This window comes from Pseudomonas sp. PDM13 (assembly GCF_025685765.1).
GTDB lineage: Bacteria > Pseudomonadota > Gammaproteobacteria > Pseudomonadales > Pseudomonadaceae > Metapseudomonas > Metapseudomonas solani.
Map to the genome: position 1 here is coordinate 30,537 of NZ_JAOTQU010000033.1, position 17,199 is coordinate 47,735.

At 66.4% G+C, this 17,199-nt stretch carries 17 protein-coding genes; 2 read left to right on the forward strand and 15 right to left on the reverse strand.

What is annotated here, in order from left to right; genetic code table 11:
* Positions 1-18 precede the first annotated feature (18 nt).
* On the forward strand, positions 19-1,518 hold the full coding sequence (locus OEJ36_RS26855) for a CoA-acylating methylmalonate-semialdehyde dehydrogenase (RefSeq protein ID WP_263404107.1): 1,500 nt from the start codon (positions 19-21) through the stop codon (positions 1,516-1,518).
* A gap of 271 nt (positions 1,519-1,789) precedes the next feature.
* Here OEJ36_RS26855 and OEJ36_RS26860 read toward each other — a convergent pair whose 3' ends face one another.
* The 4 genes from OEJ36_RS26860 to OEJ36_RS26875 all read right to left on the reverse strand — a co-directional run bounded on the left by OEJ36_RS26860 (position 1,790) and on the right by OEJ36_RS26875 (position 8,750).
* Positions 1,790-2,323: an REP-associated tyrosine transposase gene (locus OEJ36_RS26860; RefSeq protein WP_263404108.1), complete on the reverse strand. Its 534-nt coding sequence runs from the start codon at positions 2,321-2,323 to the stop codon at positions 1,790-1,792.
* A 436-nt stretch (positions 2,324-2,759) separates the two neighbouring features.
* Positions 2,760-3,209, reverse strand: coding sequence for a Bro-N domain-containing protein (locus OEJ36_RS26865; RefSeq protein ID WP_263404109.1), 450 nt, complete (start codon positions 3,207-3,209; stop codon positions 2,760-2,762).
* Between the two features lie 583 nt (positions 3,210-3,792).
* On the reverse strand, positions 3,793-7,062 hold the full coding sequence (locus OEJ36_RS26870; protein ID WP_263404110.1) for a carboxyl transferase domain-containing protein: 3,270 nt from the start codon (positions 7,060-7,062) through the stop codon (positions 3,793-3,795).
* Positions 7,059-8,750: an AMP-binding protein gene (locus tag OEJ36_RS26875; protein WP_263404111.1), complete on the reverse strand. Its 1,692-nt coding sequence runs from the start codon at positions 8,748-8,750 to the stop codon at positions 7,059-7,061. Before OEJ36_RS26875 ends, OEJ36_RS26870 begins: the two co-directional genes overlap by 4 nt.
* A 219-nt stretch (positions 8,751-8,969) precedes the next feature.
* Between OEJ36_RS26875 and OEJ36_RS26880 the strand changes: the two genes are divergently transcribed.
* Positions 8,970-9,866: a phosphatase PAP2 family protein gene (locus tag OEJ36_RS26880; RefSeq protein WP_263404112.1), complete on the forward strand. Its 897-nt coding sequence runs from the start codon at positions 8,970-8,972 to the stop codon at positions 9,864-9,866.
* 22 nt (positions 9,867-9,888) lie between these two features.
* Here OEJ36_RS26880 and OEJ36_RS26885 read toward each other — a convergent pair whose 3' ends face one another.
* From OEJ36_RS26885 to OEJ36_RS26935, 11 genes are all read right to left on the reverse strand, one after another.
* On the reverse strand, positions 9,889-10,278 hold the full coding sequence (locus tag OEJ36_RS26885) for a cupin domain-containing protein (RefSeq protein WP_263404113.1): 390 nt from the start codon (positions 10,276-10,278) through the stop codon (positions 9,889-9,891).
* 135 nt (positions 10,279-10,413) lie between these two features.
* Entirely contained in the window at positions 10,414-11,301 is an 888-nt protein-coding gene (gene ispA, locus OEJ36_RS26890) for a (2E,6E)-farnesyl diphosphate synthase (protein WP_021216766.1), read from the reverse strand.
* Entirely contained in the window at positions 11,298-11,540 is a 243-nt protein-coding gene (locus OEJ36_RS26895; RefSeq protein WP_173180093.1) for an exodeoxyribonuclease VII small subunit, read from the reverse strand. The genes ispA and OEJ36_RS26895 overlap by 4 nt, the downstream gene beginning before the upstream one ends.
* A 157-nt stretch (positions 11,541-11,697) precedes the next feature.
* Positions 11,698-12,456: a sulfite exporter TauE/SafE family protein gene (locus OEJ36_RS26900; protein WP_263404114.1), complete on the reverse strand. Its 759-nt coding sequence runs from the start codon at positions 12,454-12,456 to the stop codon at positions 11,698-11,700.
* Between the two features lie 122 nt (positions 12,457-12,578).
* A complete protein-coding gene (locus OEJ36_RS26905) occupies positions 12,579-12,833 on the reverse strand; it encodes a DUF2790 domain-containing protein (RefSeq protein ID WP_263404115.1) in 255 nt (84 codons plus the stop codon).
* 237 nt (positions 12,834-13,070) lie between these two features.
* Positions 13,071-13,442, reverse strand: coding sequence for a DUF3592 domain-containing protein (locus OEJ36_RS26910; protein WP_263404116.1), 372 nt, complete (start codon positions 13,440-13,442; stop codon positions 13,071-13,073).
* Between the two features lie 368 nt (positions 13,443-13,810).
* Positions 13,811-13,984 (reverse strand): hypothetical protein, encoded by a 174-nt coding sequence (locus OEJ36_RS26915; RefSeq protein WP_263404117.1) that lies wholly within the window; start codon positions 13,982-13,984, stop codon positions 13,811-13,813.
* Positions 13,971-14,705 (reverse strand): zeta toxin family protein, encoded by a 735-nt coding sequence (locus OEJ36_RS26920; RefSeq protein ID WP_263404118.1) that lies wholly within the window; start codon positions 14,703-14,705, stop codon positions 13,971-13,973. Before OEJ36_RS26920 ends, OEJ36_RS26915 begins: the two co-directional genes overlap by 14 nt.
* A 299-nt stretch (positions 14,706-15,004) precedes the next feature.
* Complete coding sequence (gene ppa, locus OEJ36_RS26925; RefSeq protein ID WP_021216753.1) at positions 15,005-15,532, reverse strand: inorganic diphosphatase; 528 nt, start codon at positions 15,530-15,532, stop codon at positions 15,005-15,007.
* Between the two features lie 78 nt (positions 15,533-15,610).
* On the reverse strand, positions 15,611-16,429 hold the full coding sequence (locus tag OEJ36_RS26930; RefSeq protein ID WP_263404119.1) for a zinc-dependent peptidase: 819 nt from the start codon (positions 16,427-16,429) through the stop codon (positions 15,611-15,613).
* A gap of 4 nt (positions 16,430-16,433) precedes the next feature.
* Positions 16,434-17,099 (reverse strand): DedA family protein, encoded by a 666-nt coding sequence (locus OEJ36_RS26935; protein ID WP_263404120.1) that lies wholly within the window; start codon positions 17,097-17,099, stop codon positions 16,434-16,436.
* Positions 17,100-17,199 lie beyond the last annotated feature (100 nt).

Sequence of the window (17,199 nt, forward strand, 5' to 3'; positions counted from 1 at the left end):
CCTACAAGAGAGATGACCATGAGCACCATCCAGCACCTGATCCACGGTGAGCTCGTTACCGGCGAAGGCCGCACGGCCGACGTGTTCAACCCGGCCACCGGCGAATCCACCCGCAAGGTCGCCCTGGCCAGCCGCGCCACCGTGCAACAGGCCATCGACTCGGCCAAGGCTGCCTTCCCGGCCTGGCGCAACACCCCGCCGGCCAAGCGCGCCCAGGTGATGTTCCGCTTCAAGCAACTGCTGGAGCAGAACGAAGCGGAAATCTCCCGCCTGATCAGCGAAGAGCACGGCAAGACCATCGAAGACGCCGCCGGTGAACTGAAGCGCGGCATCGAGAACGTCGAGTACGCCAGCGCCGCCCCGGAAATCCTCAAGGGCGAATACACCCGCAACGTCGGCCCGAACATCGACGCCTGGAGCGACTTCCAGCCGCTGGGCGTGGTCGCCGGCATTACCCCGTTCAACTTCCCCGCCATGGTGCCGCTGTGGATGTACCCGCTGGCCATCGCCTGCGGTAACTGCTTCATCCTCAAACCCTCCGAGCGCGACCCGAGCTCCACCCTGCTCATCGCCGAACTGCTGCACCAGGCCGGCCTGCCCAAGGGCGTGCTGAACGTGGTGCACGGCGACAAGGAAGCCGTGGACGCCCTGATCGAAGCGCCGGAAGTTAAGGCCATCAGCTTCGTCGGTTCGACCCCCATCGCCGAATACATCTATGCCGAAGGCACCAAGCGCGGCAAACGCGTCCAGGCCTTGGGCGGCGCCAAGAACCACGCCGTGCTGATGCCCGACGCCGACCTCGACAACGCCGTCAGCGCGCTGATGGGCGCTGCCTATGGCTCCTGCGGCGAGCGCTGCATGGCCATCTCCGTGGCCGTGTGCGTGGGCGACCAGATCGCCGATGCGCTGGTGCAGAAAATCGTCCCGCAGATCAAGGGCCTGAAGATCGGTGCCGGCACCAACTGCGGCCTCGACATGGGCCCGCTGGTCACCGCCGCCGCCCGCGACAAGGTGGTCGGCTACATCGACGACGGCGTCGCTGCCGGTGCCGAACTGGTGGTGGACGGCCGCGGCTACCGCGTCGCCGGTCATGAAGACGGCTACTTCGTCGGTGGCACCCTGTTCGACCGCGTCACCGCCGACATGCGCATCTACCAGGAAGAAATCTTCGGCCCGGTGCTGTGCATCGTCCGCGTCGGCAGCCTGGAAGAAGCCATGCAGCTGATCAACGACCACGAATACGGCAACGGCACCTGCATCTTCACCCGCGACGGCGAAGCCGCCCGCCTGTTCTGCGACGAAATCGAAGTGGGCATGGTCGGCGTCAACGTGCCGCTGCCGGTACCGGTCAGCTACCACAGCTTCGGCGGCTGGAAGCGCTCCCTGTTCGGCGACCTGCACGCCTACGGCCCGGACGGCGTGCGCTTCTACACCCGCCGCAAGGCCATCACCCAGCGCTGGCCGCAACGCGCCAGCCACGAGGCCGCGCAGTTCGCGTTCCCGAGCAACAACTCCTGAGTGATCGGGTGAGATAAGAGAAAGGCCAGTCGAGAGACTGGCCTTTTTTGTTTCCCCTTTCGCTGCATTGGTTACGACTGAACAACGATGGGTTTCGCCAAGCTCTACCCATCCTACGAAGACGAATTAGCGCCGCCGTAGGATGGGTAGAGCACCGCGAAACCCATGCTGCCGGCCCGGCACCTGAGCCAGGTCTGTGCCTGGAGTTGATGGGTTTCGCTTCGCTCTACACCATCCTACGAAGATGCATTGATGGTCGATGCCTGTCCTTTCACCGCTCCCCCATGCTGCCTTCCATCCCCTCTCCGCCCCCCGCCCAATCCTGTGGCAGCAGGCCTTCCCTCACGTAGCGATGGAAGGACGACCAAGGCCAATCGACCACCCGCTCGACATACCCGTGCTTGCGTGGGTTGTGGTGGATGTAGTCCACATGGCGGGCGAAGCCTTTATCGTCACGGATGCGGTGCTCCCAGAACCGCCGTTGCCAGATGCCGCGCTCGCCCTTGTGCTTGCGGCTGTCGGAGCGCGGCTCGCCATAGGGCAGTGCCCGGGAGAAGCCGCTCTTGATCAGACGCCAGCGCAGGCCGTAGTTGGCATCACCGGGTGGCAGTGTGCACAGCGCGTGCAGGTGATCCGGGAGGATGACGATGGCATCGATGCGCCACGGGTGGCGCTTCATGCCGGCGCGAAAGCTGGCCCGCAGCAGATCGATGTGATCGGTGAGCAGGCTGCTGCTGCGGTCGGCCAGGTTGAGGGTGAAGAACCAGGTAGCGCCTGGTGTGTGGTCGCGGCGGTAGTCGGTCATTGGCGGGCGTCCTTGCCTGAGGATGGACGTGTCCATCCTAAGAACGCCGTGCTCTCTCAGGGGCTGGTGGGCGTGACCGATTCGTCCTGAAACCTTGTGGCTGATGGGTTTCGCTCCGCTCTACGCCATCCTACGGAAGCGCCTAGGTGCCCCGGTGTCTCTGTAGGATGGGTAGAGCCCCGCGAAACCCATGCTGCCGGCCCGGCACCGGAGCCAGGTCTGTGCCCGGAATTGATGGGTTTCGCTCCGCTCTACGCCATCCTACGGAGGTGCCTCGGTGTCCCGGTGTCTTTGTAGGATGGGTAGAGCCCCGCGAAACCCATGCTGCCGGCCCGGCACTGGAGCCAGGTCGGTGCCCGGAGTTGATGGGTTTCGCTTCGCTCTACGCCATCCTACGAAGGTGCCTCTACGCTGCCGAGGATTAGCCTGGTACTCGCTAGAACCCCAGGTAACGCGGCACCTTCTCCCACTGCATCCACAACTCGCCCTGCCATTCCAGCAACAGCAGCCGTTCGCTCTGCCAGCCGATCCATACGCGGCGGGGGGCGTGGGTGTGGGCGTCTTGCTGGTCGCGCAGGGTGGGGATGACCTCGCGGGTGAGCCACTCATCCAACTGCTGGCATTCGGGGTGGCCGAAGCGGATGAGCGCCTTGTAGAGGCCGGCTTCGTTCATCACGTCGATCGTCTCTTCGCTACCGCTGCGGCGGTGCAGGCGGATGCGGCGGGTTTCGTGTGGCTTGAGGCGGCGGTGCAGGGCCTGTGGATGGTGCAGGCCCAGCAGGCGGGCGAAGTCGTAGGTGGAGAACCAGGGCTGGTTGTCGATCATCACACCGCGCAGGGGGCGGTCATGGCGGAGGAAGGTGGTGGGGATGTAGGCGTCATGCATCGTGTAGCTCCCGTGGTCGGTTAAGGAGCTGCCACCTACGTCGCTAAACGAAAGGGTGGCAGACCGCAACGGGGTTAGCGAACCGGACCACGGCCGGCAGACCCTAAGGTCTCCCCGTGCGGTCTGCCATGGAGGGCGTGCAGTTTAGAAAACCGCACGCTAAACCGGTGCCACGGGAAACGTCCGTTGTTTCCCGCCGACACCGTAGGCAAAACACGCATGTGGTTACGGGTCGCTAAACCCAGTCGCGGATTGACCGCGACCGGGTGAACGTAGGGAGCGGGGCGGAGGCGAACAAGGGGTTGCGGAGGCTTTGGGAAATTTCCGTGTGATGCTTGGGCGTTGGGCACTGCGTGCCCTTTCGCGGATGAATCCGCTCCCACGCAGGGCTGTGCAGTGCGCACCGCCGCACGGTGTTTCCGGCGAGTCCTTGTGGCGCTTTATGGGCTCGGCATCGGAGTCGATCCGGGCCCCGTTGGTGGATGGAAAGAGCGCCATCTACCCTACGCCCAGCCCAGCCCAGCCCAGCCCAGCCCGGTGCAGAACTGTGGGAGCGAATTCATTCGCGATGGGCTGGCTCGGCCTACCAGGTATCCACGAACGGGCGCTTGCGGCCTTCCCGTGGGGTGGGTTTCGGGGCGGTGTTAAGGCCGCGCAGGAGCCAGGCGCGGGTTTCTTCCGGGTCGATGACGGCGTCGATCTCGAGGAAGCTGGCCATGTTGATCGCCTTGCCGTTCTGGTAGGCCTTGGCGACCATCTTGTCGAACAGCTTCTGCCGCTCTTCGAGGTTTTCCATCGCCGCGAGCTCCTTGGCGAAGCCCAGGCGCACGGCACCTTCCAGGCCCATGGCGCCGAACTCGCCGCTGGGCCAGGCGATGGTGAACATCGAGGAGTGGAAGCTGCCGGCGGCCATGGCCTGGGCGCCCAGGCCGTAGCCCTTGCGCAGCACCACGGTGAAGAAGGGCACCGAAAGGCTGGCGGCGGCGACGAACATGCGCGAGACGTGGCGCACCGTGGCGTGCTTCTCCGATTCCGGGCCGACCATGAAGCCGGGGGTGTCGCAGAGCGAGACCATGGGGATGTCGAAGGCATCGCACAGCTGCATGAAGCGCGCGGCCTTGTCGCCGGCCTGGGCGTCGATGGCGCCGCCCAGGTGCATGGGGTTGTTGGCCAGGAGGCCGAAGGGCTTGCCTTCGATGCGGATGAAGGCGGTGATCATCCCCGGGGCGAACTGGCGGCGCAGCTCCAGCACCGAGCCCTCGTCGGCCAGTTGGCCGATCACCGCGCGGATGTCGTAGACGCGCAGGCGGTTCTCGGGGATCGCATGGCGCAGCTCGCGCTGGTCGGCGCATTGCCAAGCGCTGACCGTGCCCTGGAAGTAGGAGAGGTAGCGCTTGGCGACGTCCACCGCTTCGGCTTCGTCCTCCACCAGCACGTCGATCACGCCGTTGGGGGCCTGCACCGAGGTGGGGCCGACCTCTTCGGCCTTGAAGCTGCCCAGGCCGCCGCCTTCGATCATCGCCGGGCCGGCCATGCCGATGCTGGCGTTGCGGGTGGCGATGATCACGTCGCAGCAACCCAGCAGCGCGGCGTTGCCGGCGAAGCAGCGGCCGGAGACGACGCCCACCACCGGCACCAGGCCGGAGAGCCGCGCCATGGCGACGAAGGTGTGGCAATCCAGCCCGGCCACGCCGACGAAGTCGGTGTCCCCCGGCCGGCCGCCACCGCCTTCGGCGAACAGCACCAGCGGCACGCGCCACTGTTCGGCGAGGCCGAGCATGCGGTCGGTCTTCTTGTGGTTCATCACGCCCTGGGTGCCGGCGAACACGGTGTAGTCGTAGGAGATGGCCATGCAGCGCGCGGCCTCGTTGCCGAACTGCGCGGCGTTGACCGTGCCGAGCCCGGCCACCAGGCCGTCGGCCGGGCTTTGCTGGATCAGTTCTTCCAGCGAACGGCGGCGGCGCTGGGCGGCCAGGGCCAGGGCGCCGTATTCGATGAAGCTGCCGGCGTCGAGCAGGTCGTCGAGGTTCTCGCGGGTGGTGCGCTGGCCGGTCTTGCGGCGGCGCGCCACGGCGTCGGGGCGGCGCTCGTCGCGGGTGATGGCGTGGCGTTCGAGCACCTCGGCGAGGTCGGCGCGGATGTGCGCCAGGTCGATGCTTTCTTCGCTGGCCACGGCATCGCCGCTCACTTCTGCCGGTTCCAGGTAGAGCAGCGCGGCGCCTTCGAACAGGGCGTCGCCGGGGGCCACCGGCAGGGCGCGGACGATGCCGCTGTGGCTGGCCTTGACCACGAATTCCATCTTCATCGCTTCCAGCACCGCCACGGCCTGGCCGACGGCGATGGCGTCGCCCTCGGCCACGTCCAGGCTCACCAGCACGCCCTGGCTGGGGGCGTTCAGGGCGATGCAGCCGGCCGGTACGTCGGCCACGGCGTTGTGCGCGGCCTGGCCGCTGGTGCCACTGACGAACAGGTGCGGGTGGGCGGTCTGTTGCGGGGCCAGCAGCTCGGCGATGTGCTGCTCGATGAAGCGGGTGCTGACGCGGTTGTCCGCCAGCTCCGGGCGGCGCAGCAGGTTCTGCAGGAAGTGGATGTTGCTCGCCACGCCCTCCAGGCGGAATTCGCAGAGGGCGCGGTAGGCGCGGCGCAGGGCGCTGGGGAAGTCCTCGCCCTGGACGATGACCTTGGCCAGCAGCGAGTCGTAGCTGGGGCTGGTGGCGTAGCCGGCGTAGCCGTAGCCGTCGACGCGGATGCCGGCGCCGCTGGGCGGCTCGTAGGCGCTGATGACGCCGCCGGCCGGGCGCGCACTGCCGTCGGCCTGCATGGTTTCCAGGTTGACCCGCAGCTGCACGGCAACCCCCCGTGGCGCGGCGGGTTGCGCCAGGCCCAGCTCGGCGAGGCGGGCGCCGGCGGCGATGCGCAGCTGTGCCTGCACCAGGTCGACGCCGGTGACGGCCTCGGTGATGCAGTGTTCCACCTGGATGCGCGGGTTGGCCTCCATGAACACGAAGTCGCCGCGCGCGTCGTCGACGAGGAATTCGAAGGTGCCGATGCCGCGGTAGGAAACCGCGCCGGCCAGGGTCAGGGCGGCGTCGAGGATGCGCTGGCGCAGCGCCGGGTCGAGCCCCGGTGCGGGGGCGATTTCGATGACCTTCTGGTTGCGCCGCTGCAGGCTGCAGTCGCGCTCCCACAGGTGGCTGACCGCTTCACCGTCGCCGACCACCTGCACCTCGATATGCCGGGCCTGTTCGATCAGCCGCTCGACGTAGAGGGCGTCGCTGCCGAAGGCGCCGCGTGCTTCCGATTGGCAGCGCGCGTAGGCCTCTTCCAGCTCGGCCGCCTCGCGCACCGGGCGCATGCCGCGGCCACCGCCGCCGGCCAGGGCCTTGAGCATGATGGGGCCGCTGTCGAGGAAGGCGCGGGCCTCTTCCAGGCTGGTGGCGCGGTTGCTGCCGGCGGCCAGGGGTACGCCGCAGCGCTGTGCCAGTTCGCGGGCACGGGCCTTGTCGCCGAAGGTGTCGAGGGCGTCGGCTGCCGGGCCGATGAAGCGCACGCCGGCCCCTTCGCAGAGGCGGGCGAAGGCGGCGTTCTCGCTGAGGAAGCCATAGCCCGGATGCACGGCGTCGCAGCCGTTGGCCAGGGCGGCGTCGAGCAGCTGCTGCATGTCGAGGTAGGCGGCCGCGCCACGGCCCTTGAGCGCCACGGCCTGGTCGGCCTTGCGCAGGTGCAGGGAGGCGGCGTCGTCCTCGGCGAACACCGCGACGCTGGGGATGCCCAGCTCGGCGGCGGCACGGGCGATGCGGATGGCGATTTCGCCACGGTTGGCGATCAGCAGGCGGGTGATGGCTCGGTTCACAGCAATGCTTCCAGTTCGTTCTTCTTGACCTTGCCGGTGGCGGTCATCGGCATGGAATCGACCAGACGGATGTCCGGCACTTTGTAGATGGCCATGGAGGCCTTGCACCACTCGACCAGGCTGGCGCCGGTTTCGTCGCTGCCCGGCTTGAGCACGACGAAGGCGACGGGTTGCTGGCCGCGCTCCGGGTGCGGGCGGCCGAGCACGGCGCTGGCGAGGATGGCCGGGTGCTGGCCGAGCAGGGCTTCCAGCTCGCTGGGGAACACGCTCATGCCGTTGACCTTGAGCATCTCCTTGCGCCGGCCGAGGTAGCGGATGAAACCCTGCTCGCTGATCACGCCGAGATCGCCGGTGTGCAGCCAGCCACCGCGCAAGGCTTCGGCGCTGGCCTCGGGACGCTGCCAGTAGCCCTTGAGCAGGGAGGGCGAGCGCAGACACAGCTCGCCTTCGCTGCCCAGCGGCAGCAGCTCGCCGGTGTCGAAATCGCAGACCTTGAACTCGGTGCCCGGCACCGGCAGGCCGACGAAGGTGGGCTGGGCGCGCAGGTCGAAGTCATCGTCCTGCAGGCCGGCGGTGAAGGTGTCGCAGGTGTGGGTTTCGGTCATGCCGAAGCTGAATTCGAACAGGGTGCAGCCGGTGAGCTCGCGCCAGCGGCGGCGGTAGTCGAGGGTGAGCTTCTTGACGAAGGAGATGGCGCCGACCTGGCGCAGGGAGGCGAAGTCGAATTCGCCCACGCGGGGGTGGTCCAGCACCTCGGCGGCGCTGTCCACCAGCAGGCCGCAGTGGCTGACGCGGTAATGCTGCACGGCGGCCATGAAGGCCTGGGCGTCCCAGCGCGCCAGCAGCACCAGGGTGCAGCCGGCGAACACCGGGAACAGCAGGCCGGCGTTTTCCCCGGCGATCCAGAACTCGGGGAGGAAGTTGAGGGTGATGCTGTGTTCGTCCATGCCCAGCGCCGTGGGCACGAAGCTGGCGCAGGTGTAGAGCATGTCGCCATGGCTGTGGATGCAGCCCTTGGGCAGGCCGGTGGTGCCGCCGGTGTAGTTCAGCGCGGCGATGTCATCCAGCTGCGGGCGGTGCGCAGGCGTGGGTGCGCTGCAGGCGGCGAGGGCGGGGTAGAAGTCGATGAAGTCGTCGCCCGTGACCTTGGGCGCGAACAGCAGATCCGGCGCCGGGATGGTCGGCGTGGCCGGGCGCAGCTCGCTGAGGCTGGTGGCGACCACTTGGCGCAGGGCGGTTTCGCCACGCACCTGGCGCACCACCGGCAGCAACTGGTCGAAGCACAGCAGCACCTCGGCGCCGCTGTCGTTGAGCTGGTAGCTCAGCTCCAGGCCCTTGGACAGCGGGCTGACCGGGGCATGCACGGCGCCACACTTGAGGATGCCCCAGAAGGCGATGTGCAACTGCGGGCAGTTGGGCATGAACACCGCGACGCGGTCCCCCGGGCGCACGCCGAGTTCCACCAGCAGCGCGGCGCAGCGGTCGCTGAGGTGGTCCAGTTCCGCATAGTCGAGGGTGTGGCCGTAGAAGTGCAGGGCGGTCTTGCCCGGCTGGCGCCGTGCCCATTCGCGCAGGTATTCGGTCAGCGGCCGTTCGCCGAGGGGGTGCTGCGGCTCGCGCGGGGTGCCGGTGGGCCAGGCGTCGTGCTGGAGCTGGCGCAGGGTGGCCAGGTACTGGTCTTGGTTCATCGGGGCCTCGCGCTGGTCTTGTCGTTGTGTCGCGGGATGGCCTTCATCCTAGACAGTCGCGCCCGTTGCAGGACCGATGTTCGCCCTGACGAATACCCCTCTCTCAGGGTGGCTGATGGAGCTTGCGCGTGTCGTGAGGGCTTTTGTCCTGATCGGACCTTGCCGCCGGGCGCGGGCTGCAGTATCTGTGGCGACCTTCCCCTGCCCTCAAGGACGACCATGAACGAATTGCTGCACAGCCTGGACTGGGTGCTGCCCTTGCGCAGCGACGCGCTGACGCCGCTGATGCGCTTCTTCACCCTGCTGGGGTACGAGAAGTTCATCCTCTTCTTCCTGCCCCTGGGCTACTGGGCCTGGCACCGCACGGTGTTCTTCCGCCTGCTGGTGCTGGTGGCCATCACCGCGCTGCTCAACGCCTGGCTCAAGGATTACTGGCAGGACCCGCGCCCGGACATCGCCCTGCGCATGGACCACGAGGTGGGCGAGAGCTTCGGCCTGCCCAGCGGGCACGCGCAGATCTCGGTGGTGATCTGGTTCTGGCTGGCCCTGGAAGTGCGCCGCCTGTGGTTCTGGCTGCTGGCCTGCACCCTGGTGGCGGGCATCCTCTTCAGCCGCCTGTACCTGGGCGCCCATGATGTCGAGGACCTGATCGGCGGCTCGCTGCTGGGGGCCGCGACCCTGGGCTGCTTCGCCCTGGCGCAGCGCTGGCAGGGTTGGCGCGAGATACCGGCGCTGGTGCTGCTGATGCTGATCATCGCGGTCACCGCCCTGGCCTATTTCACCTGGCATGGCCAGCCGCCGAGCTACGTGCCGCTGCTGGCGGGACTGATGATCGGGGTGCTGTACGGCTATCGCCACCTGGACTTCTCCATGGAGGTGGCGACCTGGCGGCGGGTGCTGGCGGCGACCATCGGCGCGCTGTCGTTCATCGGCCTGCAGTGGGGGCTCAAGCACATCGGCTTTGCCTTCTCCCTCGATGGCCAGGCCTGGCAGGCGTTCCGTGGCTTGGTGATGGGCGGCTTCGTCGCCGCACTGATGCCCTGGCTGCTGATTCGCCTGGGGTTGCTCAAGGCGCGCCGCGACGAGCCGGCCCAGGCGCTGGCCCAGCCCGTCTGAGGGGCGGGCCGGCAGCCCGGGGTCAGGCCGACTGGTTGGCCGGGGCCGGGTAGTGGGTGCTGCTTTCGGTGTGTCGCGGCACCACCGCCAGCACGGCGGCGTCGCGCCCCTGCAGCCGGTGCCAGAGGCCACGGGGCACGACCAGCAGGGAGCCGGCGCGGATCGTCTCCTGCAATAGGCCGATGGCGGCGAGCAGGGTGATGTCCAGCTCGCCTTCCAGCACCTGCAGCAGCTTGTCGCCGTCGGGGTGGCGCTCCCAGGGCGTCTCGCCGGAAAAGCTGCCGATATGGATGGCCCCCGCGCCGGGGTGGAAGGGCACCAGTTGCGTAAGCGCCTGGGCCGGGTATTCCAGGGGCATGATCCGCCCGCTGCGGATGCCTTCGAGTGTCGCGTGGATATCGATTGCCTTCATGTGTCGCCTCCAGGCTGGATGACCGAGGGTCGGGCAGGGCCTGGACGACGTTAACAGCGGAGGCGGGTAGGGCGTTGCTGAAGCTTGGGTAGGACGCCCGGCAGGAAGGCCCCGGCCTGGCGGGGCCGGGGCGTATCAGCTGCGTCGTTCGACGATGTAGCGGGCCAGGTCGCGCAGCGGTTCGGCGGCCTCGCTGAAGGGGCGCAGGGTGTGCAGGGCCATGTCGCGCAGTTCCAGGGCGTAGGCCTTGGCGTCATCGAGGCCGAGCAGGGCGGGGTAGGTGGGCTTGTCGCTGGCCTGGTCCTTGCCCTGGGTCTTGCCGAGGGTGACGGTGTCGCTCTCGACGTCGAGGATGTCGTCCTGCACCTGGAAGGCCAGGCCGATGGCTTGGGCATAGGCCTGCAAGGACTTCATCGATGAATCGTCGGCATTGCCGCTGGCCAGGGCGCCAAGGCGCACGCTGGCTTCGATCAGGGCGCCGGTCTTGTGCCGGTGCATCACTTCCAGGGCCTTCTGGTCGAGCCGCAGGCCCACCGAGCCGAGGTCGATGGCCTGGCCGCCGACCATGCCGGCGGGGCCAGCGGCACGGGCCAGGGTGCCGACCATGGCCAGGCGCGCATCGCTGTTCTGCGGGTTGAGGCGGCGGTCCGCCAGCACTTCGAAGGCCAGGGTCTGCAGGCCGTCGCCGGCGAGGATGGCGCAGGCTTCGTCGAAGGCCTTGTGGGTGGTGGGCTTGCCCCGGCGCAGGTCGTCGTCGTCCATGGCCGGCAGGTCGTCGTGGACCAGGGAATAGGCGTGGATCAGCTCCACCGCACAGGCAGCGCCGTCGGCACGGTCGAGATCGCCACCCAGGGCTTCGCAGGCCGCATACACCAGCAGCGGACGCACGCGTTTGCCGCCATTGGTGACGCTGTAGCGCATGGCCTCGTAAAGGCGTTGCAGCTCGGGGCGGGGGGCGTCGAACAGGGTTTCCAGGGCGGCGTCGACACGCGCCTGGCAGCGGGATTGGTAGGCCGCGATCATGCCTGCTCGTCCGCTTCGAAGGGGGCCTCTTCCAGCTCGCCGTCGCGCTCCAGGAGGATCTGCACCTTCTGCTCGGCCTGGCTCAGCGCACCCTGGCATTCGCGGGTCAGGCGGATGCCCTGCTCGAAGGCGCTGAGCGAGTCTTCCAGCGACAGCTCGCCGCTTTCCAGGCGCTCGACCAACGCTTGCAGGTCGGCGAGGGACTGTTCGAAATCGGGGGTGGCTTTCTTGCGGGCCATGGCGGGCATCTCAGGGCAGTTCGGAACGGGCGGACACTAGCAGAGCCGCGCCCTTGCGGGCAAATGAACGGGATGGTTTTCGGGGCTTTTCCGTCGCTCCGGCAGGAGGCGGAATCCCCTTCGTTGAACGTGGAAAACACGCCTGTGAGGATGAACCCTACGCCGTAATGAAGTAGTAACCCGTCATTCCCGTCCCCACGGCGATCACCAGCCAGCGCAACCAGCGGCTCGGCAGGCGCCTGGCCAGCGCGCCGCCGGCGTAGCCGCCGCAACTGGCGGCGCTCAACAGCACCGCCAGCTCCGCCCAGCTGACCCGCCCCGCTGCCACGAAGGTGACCACGGCGACGCTGTAGATGGTGCTGGAGAGCAGGTTCTTCAGCGCATTGGCGCGCAGCAGCGGGTGCCCTTCGATGGAGAAGGCCGCCAGCTGCAGGATGCCCATGCCCGCGCCGAAGTAGCCGCCATAGACCGCCACCAGCGCATGCGCGATGCCGCCCGCGATGCCATGGCGGGGCAGGGCGCCGGCTTCGCGCTGGCGGTTGACCAGCCGGCTCAGCCAGGGGCTGGCGGCGAACAGCAGGGTGGTGGCCAGCAGCAGCCAGGGGATCAGCCGGCGGAACACCTCGTCGCCCCCGGCCAGCAGCAACAGGCCACCGCCCAGGCCGCCCAGCAGGGAGATCACCACCAGCGGCAGCAGCCAGCGGCCCAGCGGGCGCAACTGGTCACGGGCCGCCCAACTCGCGGCGAGACTGGCGGGCCACAGGGCCACGGCATTGGTGGCGTTGGCGGTCACCGGCGGCAGGCCGGCAGCCAGCAGCGCGGGGAAGGAGAAGAAGGTGCCGCCGCCCGCGAGGGCGTTCATGCCGCCGGCAGCGAAGCCGGCGAGCAGCAGCAAGAGAATATCGGCGAGGGTCATGGCAACGGCGCAAAAGGGCGGAGCTTACGCAGCGGGCGCCGTCGAGGCAAAGGTGGGGGCCATCATGCGCCGGCCGGCCCCGGGGCCGCTCGCCCGTGGGGCGAGGCGTATCGCGCGGGGGCTCAGCTGTTGAAGCAGGCGTCGGATTGCTTGGTGTAGCTCACGGCATGGGTCGCGCCCTGGGAGTCGACGTAGGTCATCTTCGCCTCCACCAGTTCGCAGGTGAGCGGGTGGGGCTCGTCGATGGACACGACCTTGGCCACGTCCAGGTGCATGCCATAGACGAAGGGTTCGACCTGGGTCGACTCGCTGGCGTGGGCACCGCTGGCGATGGTCACGAACAGCAGCGCCGTGGCGCCGCAGGCAAGGGCTTTCATGGTGTTTTCCTCTTCGGGTGGTTCATGGCCACTATGAGAAACCATGGCACGCCGGGGAAAAAGCGAGGTGCCGAAGAAGGGCTTTTTCGGATGGCGTAACAATCCGCTCCGATCCTTCGCCGCAGGCCGGGAATTGAGACCGGTGAAACCTGAGCCATGGAAGATGGGAACGTTCTCCATCAGGCGGGCTTTCCCTACTGCCGACAGGACACCGCGTCGCGTCGGCCGGACGCGCGTCTAGAGTTGAATTGCAGAGGAAAAGCCGGGCTGGACGACATGGGAGCGGTCAGGGCGCTCCGGGTCGTAGGCGATCTCGAGTTTCGTACCCACGGGGTAGCGACGGGCTGCGTCTTCTGCGGAGCTTTCTCGCGAAAACGGAGTGCTCAGGTCGACGGCGGAATGGTGCGTTCCTTGTGCCTCATAGCTGTAGAGCAGCGTGGCCGTGTACTCGCGCCGATCTCTTCGGTCCTTCGAGCTGGTCACCTTCATGCCGGTGACTATCGCCTGCGTCCTGGGCCAGCTTTGCTCGATCTCCGTCTTCGCCTTGACGTAGTAGATGGAGACAGCTGCAACGAGCAGAAATCCAATGATCTTCGATGCGTCGGACATGACTCTTCCTTCCGTGGGGAGCGATGACTTGCCTGACTCTCACTGAGCAGGCAATAAAAAAGCCGGCTTGTGGCCGGCTTTCAGGGGGGTGTCAGGGTTTACTTCTGGTAAATCCCAACCACCTTTAGAAACTTTTAGGCATCAAGGGGTTAGCACTTGAGCGGGTGCGAATCTTAGCAAGTCTGCTCTGCTGCCGCCAGTTCCCGGATTGCCCCAGGACAAATAACTCGACGCGGGGTTGGCTGACTAAACATGTCGTGCTGGTCACGCCTTTCAACAGGGGATTGCAGCGTTTCAGCCTGTGGAAAACCGATCAATCAAGATGAAAAAGCCCCGCACAGGGCGGGGCTGCTTGCATTGCGTGGCACTCAAAGAGCCTTGGCCTTGGCAGCTGCAATGACTTCATTCTGCTGCTTGGACGCTTCTGAAAGCACCGTCGCATAGACGCGTTTCTTTTCGTCTGACTTGGCATTTCGGATGAAATCCGAGAACGCACTTGTCGATTTCTTGGCCTTGTCCGCTGCGGTTTTAGTCTCGCCCATCATGTGCTCCATGGTTGATCCCCAGCATCTCTTCGAGCATCGCTTTCGTATGTCGTTGCGGGATGTGGTAGTCGATTTTTTCTACCCCGGCTTTGTACAGCCGGCTTGAGTTATCGTTATTTTTCAGTAGTAAATCGACGCGTATTTCCTTGCCGAACTTTAGCTTAACGGCGTTTACCACGTCACGCGCTGCGAAAAACTGACTGATGAAATGCTCTGGCCGTATTCTTCGCCCCTCCGTTGCTTCCCTGGCCTGGACGAACTGCCAGGCAAGCATGGGTTCTTGGTAAACGTAGAGAATCTGAACGAAGCGTTTTCTCTTCAGCGCCCGGCTGATGTTCTTGATCGCTAGCTCCTCGTTCGCCAGCGTTCCGTCGAGCAGCATCGACTGCTTCTGCTCCAGTGCGGCATCCAGAATTCTATCGACCAGGATCGAGACGGCCCCCTGAAGCAACCAGGCATTGCCTCCGACATAGTCCTGGAACTCACTTCGAAGTTCATCGGGGTCGATGCGAAGGATGGGGGTGTCGGCGAATAGGTTGACCAGTGCGATTGAGGCTTCCGTCTTCCCGGCACCAGGTGAGCCCGCCATGAACACTGAAACGGGATCGTCTTCGGGAGGATAGATTTCAGGGTTGGTCAGGCGCCGGGTGATCTGTTTCTTGTTCGCCTTGGCGAAGGCGATGGCGTTATCCCGGATCGCCTTTTCTTCACTGTCCATATCAAGCCACCTAGTGAGCCGCGTGAATGTCCATGACACTCGCGAGTCTAATCGGCGTGGCTAGAGGAAGAGGGCGGCCTGTTCCAGGTCAGGCTCACAGGTTTGTGGCCTGCAACGCCGTGGCTGTGGCCCGGCGGGCTTGGGAGACGGTCTGGAGAGATTCATGGGGACAAGAAACGAGAAAGCCCGGAGTTGCTCCGGGCTTTCTCTTACATCGTCTTTACCACGGGGTTACCGTGGAAGGGCTCTCGAAAGACGCGGGCCGTGAACCAGCCATTGCCTCAGAGAGCCTGCGCAAGTCACTTCTGGTAAGCCGCAACCGCTTTGACGATTTCGGCGCGGGCAGCGTCAGCATTGCCCCAGCCTTCGACCTTGACCCATTTGCCTTTCTCGAGATCCTTGTAGTTCTCGAAGAAGTGCTTGATCTGTTCCAGCAGCAGGGCCGGCAGGTCGGTGTATTCCTTGATATCCACGTACAGCTGGGACAGCTTGTCGTGGGGGACGGCGATCAGCTTGGCGTCGCCGCCGGCTTCGTCGGTCATGTGCAGGACGCCGACCGGACGGGCACGGATCACGGCGCCGGGGGCGACGGGATACGGGGTCACGACCAGCACGTCCAGCGGGTCGCCGTCGTCAGCCAGGGTGTTGGGGATGTAGCCGTAGTTGGCCGGGTAGAACATCGGGGTGGCCATGAAACGGTCGACGAACAGGCAATCGCTGTCCTTGTCGATCTCGTATTTGATCGGCGCGTGGTTGGCCGGGATTTCGATAGCGACGTAGATGTCGTTCGGCAGGTCTTTGCCAGCCGGGATCTTGCTGTAGCTCATGGTCGACTCCCTGGGAATGGGCCAAAAAAAGTGGGCGGATTATATGCACATTCATTGGGCGGCGCCACGCCGTCGTGCTCATCCGTTGGTCGTGTTCCGATAGTCCGGGTGCTCGTCGATCAGGCGTGCCAGGCGCGTGGCCGGGTCTTGCCGGTAGAAGGCCGCGAGCTGCGTGTAGACGGCGGGGTAGGCGGCCTGCAGCAGGTCGGGGGCGCTGAAGAAGTACTCGCTGGTGACGGCGAAGAACTCCGCCGGGTCTTCCGCCGCGTAGGGGTCGATGGGCAGCTCGGCGTCTTCGTTTTCATCGAGGCGGGCGTTCATTTCGTCGTAGGCGGCCTGCATGGCCTCGGCCCAGTCGGATTGGCGCATGTCGCGGTGCAGCGGTGGCAGGCCGTTGGCGTCGCCGTTGAGCATGTCCAGCTTGTGCGCCAGTTCGTGGATCACCAGGTTGTAGCCCTCCCAGCCGCCGCTGGCTTGCACGCCGGGCCAGGCGAGCACCACCGGGCCGCGGTGCCAGGCTTCGCCGCTGTGCTCGGCGTCCCATTCATGGACGACGCCGGCGCTGTCGCGGTGGCGCTGGGGGCTGACGAAATCGTCGGGGTAGATCACCAGTTCGTGGAAGCCCTGGTACCAGCCCAGTTCCCCCAGGTGCAGCAGCGGCAGCTGGGCCTGGGCGGCGAGGATCAGGCGGTCACGCGGGGCGAGCTGGACGTCGCCCAGCAGGCTCAGGTGCTTGTCGTGGAGGAACAGCACGCTGCGTTCGCGCAGGCGCTGGTCTTCTTCGGCGCTGATGCCGTCGAGTATCGGCAGCGCCTGGCGCACCTCGGCCCAGAGCGTGTCGGCGACCGGGTTGCGCGCCAGCGTGCGGCGCCGGCGCCAGTTGCGCAGGGACCACATGGGCTCAGCCCGGGCGCTCGGTGCTGTCGCTGGCGTCGGCCGGGCGCAGGTGGCGATGCACCACGCCGATGAACATGGGCACCAGAGACAGCAGGATGATGACGACCACGCCCACGGACAGGTTCTGCTTGATGAAGGGCACGTTGCCGAAGAAGTAGCCGAGGGTCACCAGGCCGCCGACCCAGAGGATGGTGCCGATGACGCTGAAGGCCAGGAAGCGCCCGTAGGGCATGCGGCCGACGCCGGCGACGAAGGGGGCGAAGGTGCGCACGATGGGCAGGAAGCGCGCCAGGGTCACGGTCTTGCCGCCGTGGCGATCGTAGAACTCGTGGGTGCGCTGCAGGTAGTCGCGGCGGAAGATCTTCGAATTGGGCTTGTTGAACAGCCGCTCGCCGGTCGTTCGCCCGATCAGGTAGTTGGTGCTGTCACCCATGATCGCCGCGAGCATCAGCAGGGCGCCGAGCACGATGGGGTCCATGGCGCCGTTGGCGCAGATGGCGCCGGCGATGAACAGCAGGGAATCACCGGGCAGGAAGGGCATCACCACCAGGCCCGTCTCGCAGAAGATGACCAGGAAAAGGATGGCGTAGATCCAGGTGCCGTAGTTGCTGACCAACAGGTTCAGGTATTCGTCGAGATGGAGGATCAGGTCGAGCAGGTTGAAATCCATGGGGCGCCTTGTCGATTCTGCGGCGGCGGCTCTTCTGCCGGGCGAGCGGCATTATAGGGGCAAGCGATGTGACAACGGCGAGCATCCGTCGCCACCTGTT

Excerpts from the sequence above, each read along its gene's own strand:
- ispA (WP_021216766.1), bottom strand. The coding sequence starts at position 11,301 with ATGATCGCGGCCTACCAATCCCGCTGCCAGGCGCGTGTCGACGCCGCC.
- OEJ36_RS26920 (WP_263404118.1), bottom strand. The coding sequence starts at position 14,705 with ATGGACAGTGAAGAAAAGGCGATCCGGGATAACGCCATCGCCTTCGCC.
- OEJ36_RS26900 (WP_263404114.1), bottom strand. The coding sequence starts at position 12,456 with ATGACCCTCGCCGATATTCTCTTGCTGCTGCTCGCCGGCTTCGCTGCC.
- ppa (WP_021216753.1), bottom strand. The coding sequence starts at position 15,532 with ATGAGCTACAGCAAGATCCCGGCTGGCAAAGACCTGCCGAACGACATC.
- OEJ36_RS26935 (WP_263404120.1), bottom strand. The coding sequence starts at position 17,099 with ATGGATTTCAACCTGCTCGACCTGATCCTCCATCTCGACGAATACCTG.
- OEJ36_RS26855 (WP_263404107.1), top strand. The coding sequence starts at position 19 with ATGAGCACCATCCAGCACCTGATCCACGGTGAGCTCGTTACCGGCGAA.
- OEJ36_RS26885 (WP_263404113.1), bottom strand. The coding sequence starts at position 10,278 with ATGAAGGCAATCGATATCCACGCGACACTCGAAGGCATCCGCAGCGGG.
- OEJ36_RS26930 (WP_263404119.1), bottom strand. The coding sequence starts at position 16,429 with ATGTGGTCCCTGCGCAACTGGCGCCGGCGCCGCACGCTGGCGCGCAAC.
- OEJ36_RS26905 (WP_263404115.1), bottom strand. The coding sequence starts at position 12,833 with ATGAAAGCCCTTGCCTGCGGCGCCACGGCGCTGCTGTTCGTGACCATC.
- OEJ36_RS26910 (WP_263404116.1), bottom strand. The coding sequence starts at position 13,442 with ATGTCCGACGCATCGAAGATCATTGGATTTCTGCTCGTTGCAGCTGTC.
- OEJ36_RS26880 (WP_263404112.1), top strand. The coding sequence starts at position 8,970 with ATGAACGAATTGCTGCACAGCCTGGACTGGGTGCTGCCCTTGCGCAGC.
- OEJ36_RS26895 (WP_173180093.1), bottom strand. The coding sequence starts at position 11,540 with ATGGCCCGCAAGAAAGCCACCCCCGATTTCGAACAGTCCCTCGCCGAC.
- OEJ36_RS26865 (WP_263404109.1), bottom strand. The coding sequence starts at position 3,209 with ATGCATGACGCCTACATCCCCACCACCTTCCTCCGCCATGACCGCCCC.
- OEJ36_RS26915 (WP_263404117.1), bottom strand. The coding sequence starts at position 13,984 with ATGGGCGAGACTAAAACCGCAGCGGACAAGGCCAAGAAATCGACAAGT.
- OEJ36_RS26860 (WP_263404108.1), bottom strand. The coding sequence starts at position 2,323 with ATGACCGACTACCGCCGCGACCACACACCAGGCGCTACCTGGTTCTTC.
- OEJ36_RS26875 (WP_263404111.1), bottom strand. The coding sequence starts at position 8,750 with ATGAACCAAGACCAGTACCTGGCCACCCTGCGCCAGCTCCAGCACGAC.